The 6,092-nt window shown below is 68.5% G+C and carries 10 protein-coding genes; 4 read left to right on the top strand and 6 right to left on the bottom strand.

All coding sequences use genetic code 11. From position 1 onward, the window contains the following. Positions 1-11: 11 nt before the first annotated feature. Both MBTS_RS09760 and MBTS_RS09765 read right to left on the bottom strand, forming a co-directional pair. On the bottom strand, positions 12-386 hold the full coding sequence (locus MBTS_RS09760; RefSeq protein ID WP_056142009.1) for a hypothetical protein: 375 nt from the start codon (positions 384-386) through the stop codon (positions 12-14). Between the two features lie 90 nt (positions 387-476). After that, positions 477-2,099 carry an ABC-F family ATP-binding cassette domain-containing protein gene (locus MBTS_RS09765; protein WP_018043869.1) on the bottom strand — a complete coding sequence of 541 codons (1,623 nt, stop codon included), beginning with the start codon at positions 2,097-2,099 and terminating at the stop codon, positions 477-479. Between the two features lie 154 nt (positions 2,100-2,253). Between MBTS_RS09765 and MBTS_RS09770 the strand changes: the two genes are divergently transcribed. The 4 genes from MBTS_RS09770 to MBTS_RS09785 all read left to right on the top strand — a co-directional run bounded on the left by MBTS_RS09770 (position 2,254) and on the right by MBTS_RS09785 (position 3,971). Further along, positions 2,254-2,754: a peptide deformylase gene (locus tag MBTS_RS09770; protein ID WP_192215513.1), complete on the top strand. Its 501-nt coding sequence runs from the start codon at positions 2,254-2,256 to the stop codon at positions 2,752-2,754. Beyond that, entirely contained in the window at positions 2,751-3,176 is a 426-nt protein-coding gene (locus MBTS_RS09775) for a hypothetical protein (protein ID WP_210322744.1), read from the top strand. The genes MBTS_RS09770 and MBTS_RS09775 overlap by 4 nt, the downstream gene beginning before the upstream one ends. A 110-nt stretch (positions 3,177-3,286) precedes the next feature. Continuing rightward, positions 3,287-3,595 carry a hypothetical protein gene (locus tag MBTS_RS09780; RefSeq protein ID WP_192215514.1) on the top strand — a complete coding sequence of 103 codons (309 nt, stop codon included), beginning with the start codon at positions 3,287-3,289 and terminating at the stop codon, positions 3,593-3,595. 190 nt (positions 3,596-3,785) lie between these two features. Continuing rightward, complete coding sequence (locus MBTS_RS09785) at positions 3,786-3,971, top strand: hypothetical protein (protein WP_244474456.1); 186 nt, start codon at positions 3,786-3,788, stop codon at positions 3,969-3,971. 90 nt (positions 3,972-4,061) lie between these two features. On the opposite strand, the gene MBTS_RS09790 is transcribed toward MBTS_RS09785, so the two are convergent. From MBTS_RS09790 to MBTS_RS09805, 4 genes are all read right to left on the bottom strand, one after another. Beyond that, the gene (locus MBTS_RS09790) at positions 4,062-4,298 is read right to left on the bottom strand and encodes a hypothetical protein (RefSeq protein ID WP_238254168.1); all 237 of its coding nucleotides are present in this window, start codon (positions 4,296-4,298) and stop codon (positions 4,062-4,064) included. Between the two features lie 131 nt (positions 4,299-4,429). Continuing rightward, positions 4,430-4,738, bottom strand: coding sequence for a hypothetical protein (locus MBTS_RS09795; protein WP_147832210.1), 309 nt, complete (start codon positions 4,736-4,738; stop codon positions 4,430-4,432). A gap of 295 nt (positions 4,739-5,033) precedes the next feature. Further along, positions 5,034-5,504: a DUF2934 domain-containing protein gene (locus tag MBTS_RS09800; RefSeq protein WP_147832212.1), complete on the bottom strand. Its 471-nt coding sequence runs from the start codon at positions 5,502-5,504 to the stop codon at positions 5,034-5,036. Positions 5,505-5,588: 84 nt separating this feature from the next. Continuing rightward, positions 5,589-5,849 carry a hypothetical protein gene (locus MBTS_RS09805; protein ID WP_147832214.1) on the bottom strand — a complete coding sequence of 87 codons (261 nt, stop codon included), beginning with the start codon at positions 5,847-5,849 and terminating at the stop codon, positions 5,589-5,591. Positions 5,850-6,092 lie beyond the last annotated feature (243 nt).

Here is a 6,092-nt window from a genome sequence, read left to right on the forward strand (position 1 = left end):
GGGCGAAACCCTCACCGTCCGTCGGCCACTCTCTGTCCCGTCTCGCCGTAGCCGAGGCGGGCTCCCTGGCGGTTGACGCTTCCGAATCGCAGGACGGCCTGTTCGAGGTAGTCGATCGCATCGATGAGGGCATCCCGCGCGGCCCCGACCGTCTCCTCGCCGTCCTCGGGCGGCGTCTCGGCGAGATTGACCGCGGCGATGAGGACCCGGTCACGCTCCTCTTCGATGCGGCGGTCGCGTTCCACATGTCCGCGCACATCGGCATCGAAGGCCTCGACCACCGCCCAGGGCAGTGCGTCCTTCGACGACGATGCGTCGAACGCGCGGGCCTTGCGCCGGGCCTGCGTGGCCGCCGCCCTGACGATGTCGGCAAGCTTGGCATCCATGGTCGGTCTCCTGGGGTGATCGGGTTCGAGGCGCTTTGGTTGCCGTGCATCCCCTCGCCCCGCCCGCGGGGAGAGGGGGAAACCAGCCGCTCAGCTCCTCAGCCCCGGTGCCTCCTGGCCGGTGCGCGCGACGTATTCGGTGTAGCCGCCGCCATATTGATGGATGCCGTCGGCGGTGAGTTCGAGGACGCGGTTCGACAGGGCGGCGAGGAAGTGCCGGTCGTGGCTCACGAACAGCATCGTGCCCTCGTAGTTCGCGAGCGCGGTGATGAGCATCTCCTTGGTGCCCATGTCGAGGTGGTTGGTCGGCTCGTCGAGGACGAGGAAGTTCGGTGGGTCGAACAGCATCTTGGCCATGACCAGCCGGGCCTTCTCGCCGCCCGAGAGCACGCGGCAGCGCTTCTCCACGTCGTCGCCCGAGAAGCCGAAGCAGCCGGCCAGCGCCCGCAAGCTCCCCTGCCCCGCCTGCGGGAACGAGCGCTCCAGGTCCTGGAATACGGTGAGCTCGCCGTCGAGGAGGTCCATGGCGTGCTGGGCGAAGTAGCCGAGCTTGACGCTTCCCCCCACCGCGATGCTGCCGTCGTCGGGCGGGGTCGAGCCGGTCACGAGCTTGAGCAGGGTCGACTTGCCGGCGCCGTTGATGCCCATCACGCACCAGCGCTCCCGGCGGCGGATGGAGAAGTCGAGCCCCTCGTAGATGGTGCGGCTGCCGTAGCGCTTGTGCACGTTCTTGATGATGACGACGTCGTCGCCGGAGCGCGGCGCCGGCTGGAACTCGAACGCCACCGATTGCCGGCGCTTGGGGGGCTCCACCCGCTCGATCTTGTCGAGCTTCTTCACCCGGCTCTGTACCTGCGCGGCGTGGGAGGCCCGCGCCTTGAACCGCTCGATGAACTTGATCTCCTTGGCGAGCATCGCCTGCTGGCGCTCGAACTGCGCCTGCTGGTGCGTCTCGTTGAGCGCCCGCTGCTGCTCGTAGAAGACGTAATCCCCCGAATAGGTGGTGAGGGTGCCGCCGTCGATCTCGATGACCTTGGAGACGATGCGGTTCATGAACTCGCGGTCGTGCGAGGTCATCAGCAGGGCGCCCTCGTAGTTCTTGAGGAAGGCTTCCAGCCAGATCAGGCTTTCGAGATCGAGATGGTTGGAGGGCTCGTCGAGGAGCATCACGTCCGGGTTCATCAGGAGGATGCGGGCCAAAGCCACGCGCATCTTCCAGCCGCCCGAGAGCTTGCCGACGTCGCCGTCCATCATCTCCTGGGAAAAGCTCAGGCCCGCCAGAACCTCGTAGGCCCGGCCCTCGAGGGCGTAGCCGTCGAGCTCCTCGAACCGGGCCTGGACCTCGCCGTAGCGCTCGACGAGGGCATCCATCTCGTCCATCCGGTCCGGATCGGCGAGGCCGGCCTCGATCTGCTTCAGTTCTGTGGCGACCACGCTCACCGGGCCGGCCCCGTCCATCACGGCGGAGACGACGGAGCAGCCGGCCATCTCGCCGACATCCTGGCTGAAATAACCGATGGTGATGCCCCGGTCGGTGGCGACCTGGCCCTCGTCGGGCTCCTCCTCGCCGGTGATCATCCGGAACAGGGTGGTCTTGCCGGCGCCGTTCGGCCCCACGAGGCCGACCTTCTCGCCCTTCTGGAGCGCGGCCGACGCCTCGATGAAGACGATCTGCCGTCCGTTCTGCTTGCCGATTTTCTCGAGGCGGATCATGCGCGCATCGGTGTCCTGAGATGTGTCCCGCGGCCTTACGGCATGGAGCGCGGAAGCGGAAGGCGGGCGCTCCCGCCACCATGCGTCGCGTTTGGACACCGCCCGGTCGATCGCGTATCCACGCCCCAGCCCATTCCGTGAGGTGCCCTGCCCCGTGCCGGTCCAGTCGCTGATCCTCTATCCCGATCCAAGGCTGCGCTTGGCCGCCGAGCCGGTCACCGTGTTCGACGACGCCCTGCGGCGGGATGCTGGGGAGCTGGTGGAGGCCCTCTCCCGCGTCTCCGCCATCGGTCTCGCCGGGCCGCATGTGGGCTGGCTCGCCCGGGTGGTGGTCCTGCGCCTGGAGCCGGGCACGCCGGCTTCGATCTACGTCAATCCGCAGATCACCTTCGCGTCGGACGAGACCGCTCCCCAGACCGAGGGCAGCGTCTCCATGCCCGGCGTCACGGACGTCGTGGAGCGGGCGGTGACGGTGCGGCTGCGCTACGACGACCTCGACGGGACCGGGCATGAGATCGAGGCGGAGGGGTTCGAGGCGGCCTGCCTCCAGCACGAAATCGACCAGCTCGACGGCATCTTCTGGATCGAGCGCCTGTCGCGGCTTCGGCGGGAGCGGGCCGTGAAGCGCTATGCCAAAGCGAAGCGGGCGGCATGAGAAACGGGTATCGTCGCCACCTGCCGGCAGCCGTGATCCTCGCCGTCGCGGCAGGATGCCCGCACGCCGAAGCGCAGCCGGCCAAGCCCCCCGCGCCTCCGGTTTCCGCATCGGCCTCGGCGCCCGCGATCGGCTGTCCGTCGCTCGCCAACCTACGTCTTCTCCTTCGGCAATCGGGGGGCGACGCGAAGATCGCGGCGGCGACCCTGGCCGATCCCAAGGCCGATCACCTGAGCTGCAACCTCCTCGGCCGCGATACCGTGAATGCCATCACCGACCACGCGGCGCTCAACGGCAACGAGTACGATTGCGTCGGCGTCACCGGGACCAGCATCTGTTCCTGGACCATCGCGGGAACGGTCGTCCCGGTCGATCCCGCGCGCGCGGCCAAGAAGGCGCCTCCCGCCAAAGCCAAGCGCTGACGGCCGATCCTGAACCGCCACAGGTGGTGGACGGCTCATCGGTCGCGGCCGCCGATGCCCCGGGCGCCCTATATTCCCGCCGCTAAAGCAACGCCGGAGGAGGTCACGCCATGATGCCGCAGAAGCGCTGGGGATTCGTCATCCTGCTCGTCATGGCTGCGACGAAGGCGGCCTCGGCCGGCGATGCCTCGCCGCGCGACGTCGTCGCCTGCGATACGTTGGTTCAACTGCGTGTCCTGATGGGACGGACGCCATCCGATCCTGCCGCGGCATCGGCCGATCTCTCCGGTCATCCCGGATGCCGCCGAATCGCCCGTGATCGCGTCGGCGCTCCCGAGCACCGCGCCATGATCGGCGGAGCCCCGTTCGAATGCCTCGCGGTGACCGGGGAGGCCTCCTGCCTCTGGATCATGCCGTAGGCGTCGATTCCTGCCGAAACCGGATCTTCGGTGGATAATACCGATGCGCTTTCCGTCGATCCGCCCTAACTTGGCCGTAACGACGGGGGCGGAAATGATGGGCGGAACGGCCGGATCGTGCGGTAGGAATGCGGTGGCGCGCCGGCGAGGCTGGATCGTGGGAATCGCCGTTGTGGGATTGTTGGGAATCGTGTCCCCGACCCATGCCGAGGCCCCGATCAAGAGCCCTCAGGACGCCGCCTGTCGCAACGAGGCGCGCGCGAAGGTGTTCGTCACGCCCGACCCGGGTGGGATCGGGCTCTACGCCATCGGCCGTCAGATCTACTCGGCCTGTATGGCGCGCTCGCAGCCCCGCACCGCTCGTCGGCGGCGCTAAAAGTGCCTCACGAAACTCCCGATCACGGTCGGTCATCGCTCCGGCCATGAAGGCGGAGCGGGAGTTTTGTAAGAGGCACCGAGCTGGGGATCAGACGCTGCGCGGAGCGCCGATGCGTGCCCGCAGACGCAGGCGCAGGTTTTCGTTGGCCGTGGCGTCCGCATCCACCGCGAACATCAGCCGGAGCAGCCGGCTGATCGGGGTCGTGCCGTCCTCGACTGCGGCCTCGACCTGGTCCTGGAGCGCCATCCGCTCGTAAGGACGCTGAGAATCGAAGCTCGACTGGGCCTGCTGCGCCATGGTCTGCGTTCCGTCGCTCGGGGTCATTTTCCCCGGGCGGTTGGCTACGCGAAGACGTCCGCCTCCGCCAGTCCCTTTCGTCGACTATTCATAGCCGACGACCGGTTCTGACGCATTTGTGTCATGTGTGGCTTGCAGAGCGGTTCCAGACAGGACGCTCAGCGCGGGACGATATGGAGCCCGTCATCGGGGAGCAGGTTGCGCGCCGGACCACCGGTTTGCTGCCCGCGCCCCTGCTGGTAATAGGGCAGTTCCGGCCGGCGGTCGTTGTCACTGCCCGAATCGTATTCCCAGGCCTGGTTCCAGGGCGCGCGACCGCCCACGCCGATGCCGCCGGTGGAATCGACCTCCCGCAGCACCGGCCGCTCCCGATAGGGGCCGGCCCCAGCCTCGGCAGCCGAAGAGGCGGCGACCAGGGGCACGGCCATCATCGACACGGCGAACAAGGCGGAGAGGGCGGTCTTCATGGCGGGCCTCGAAAGGGTGGGCCGGGAATCGGCTCGCGTCGATGCGATGACCGTATAACGGCAAAGGTTGTCGCGCCGTTCCTCGCGGGCTGCCTCTCCCTCCCCTCTCGGCATCTCTCCGGCCCGGATTCCGCGCTCCACGTGATCGGTCACGATCGCCACCACCGCCTCGCCTGGCGTCCTCGTTGGCGGGTGCTCTCGGGGACCGGTTCGGCCGCGGCCCCTGAACCCCGTGGCGCAACAAGAAGCCCGACGCCCTGCGAGGGGCGACGGGCTTGAACGGTGCCGCTCGGTGTCAGTGGACGGTCGCGGCGGATTCCATCGGGGCGGCAGCGCGCGGCTTGGCGACCCTGAGCGGCTTGGCGGCCGTGGTGGTGCTCGACGCTGCCTTGGTCGCCTTGGAAGCGGCAGGCGCCTTGGTGGAAGCAGACTTCGCGGAGGCAGGCTTGGCCGATGCGGATTTGGCGCTGGCCGTCCTAGTCCGGCGCGGCGCGGTCTCGGACGGCTGGGCGACGGCCTTTTCGGCAACGGCCTTGGCGGCGGTGCCTGCACTGCGCGAGGCGCGGGGCTTCAGGGTCTTGGCCGGGCTCGGTGCCAGGCTGAGATCGGCGGTCACGGGCTGAACGTAGACCGGCGCCGTGAGGCTCACCGCACGCAGCTCGGCCTCGGCCATCAGCCAATGCTCATCGGCGCGGCCGAACACCCGGCCCTCGCCTTCCCAGATGGAATAGGCGCGCTCGCGCACCTGCTGTTCGAAAGGGATCATCCGCGCTCTCCTCGTGGGTGGTCGCCCCGATGGAAGCGGAGGTTGGTTAATCTCCGGTTAATGCCGCGCTGCAGCGAGGCCGTGTCAGCCCTGCGAGAGCCGCCTCGCATTGGCGCGGACCTTCCGGCGGTATCCGGTGACCATGCTCTGGGTCGAGCCTCCGGTCGCCATGAGCAAGGCCGCTTCGCCGGCCGCCATGATCTTCTCGCTCACCATGCGTTGCGCCTCGATCTGCGCGGCCGGTCCGCCGAGGGACAGCTTTGCGAGGCGAAGGCCGATCACCTGCTGCGATTCCATCGCGAGCAGGGTCGCATCCATGCCGAGCTTCCACCACGCACCGAACATGTCAGTCCTCTCTGCGCCGCCGGGCGCGCCGGCCGCGCTTATGCCATGCGGCCCGTCCTCGCGGTAAGGGCGACCTCGGCCGAAAGGCCGCTGCCGCCTCACGATCTCGCGAACGGGTGCTCGGTCGCGGGCGCTCAGTCGAAGGAGCGCGACTTCGCCGACGATCCGCCGAGGCTGATCTTCTTCGGAGCCGAACCGCCGCCGAGGCTGATCTTGCGCGGCGGCGGGGGGGCGGCGGGATTC

Source organism: Methylobacterium bullatum, from assembly GCF_014845095.1.
GTDB classification, from domain to species: Bacteria; Pseudomonadota; Alphaproteobacteria; order Rhizobiales; family Beijerinckiaceae; genus Methylobacterium; species Methylobacterium bullatum.

What these genes read in the sequence shown, in the direction of transcription:
- MBTS_RS09805 (WP_147832214.1), bottom strand. Translation starts at nt 5,849, where the DNA reads ATGTTCGGTGCGTGGTGGAAGCTCGGCATGGATGCGACCCTGCTCGCG.
- MBTS_RS09795 (WP_147832210.1), bottom strand. Translation starts at nt 4,738, where the DNA reads ATGAAGACCGCCCTCTCCGCCTTGTTCGCCGTGTCGATGATGGCCGTG.
- MBTS_RS09765 (WP_018043869.1), bottom strand. Translation starts at nt 2,099, where the DNA reads ATGATCCGCCTCGAGAAAATCGGCAAGCAGAACGGACGGCAGATCGTC.
- MBTS_RS09780 (WP_192215514.1), top strand. Translation starts at nt 3,287, where the DNA reads ATGATGCCGCAGAAGCGCTGGGGATTCGTCATCCTGCTCGTCATGGCT.
- MBTS_RS09800 (WP_147832212.1), bottom strand. Translation starts at nt 5,504, where the DNA reads ATGATCCCTTTCGAACAGCAGGTGCGCGAGCGCGCCTATTCCATCTGG.
- MBTS_RS09790 (WP_238254168.1), bottom strand. Translation starts at nt 4,298, where the DNA reads ATGACCCCGAGCGACGGAACGCAGACCATGGCGCAGCAGGCCCAGTCG.
- MBTS_RS09775 (WP_210322744.1), top strand. Translation starts at nt 2,751, where the DNA reads ATGAGAAACGGGTATCGTCGCCACCTGCCGGCAGCCGTGATCCTCGCC.
- MBTS_RS09760 (WP_056142009.1), bottom strand. Translation starts at nt 386, where the DNA reads ATGGATGCCAAGCTTGCCGACATCGTCAGGGCGGCGGCCACGCAGGCC.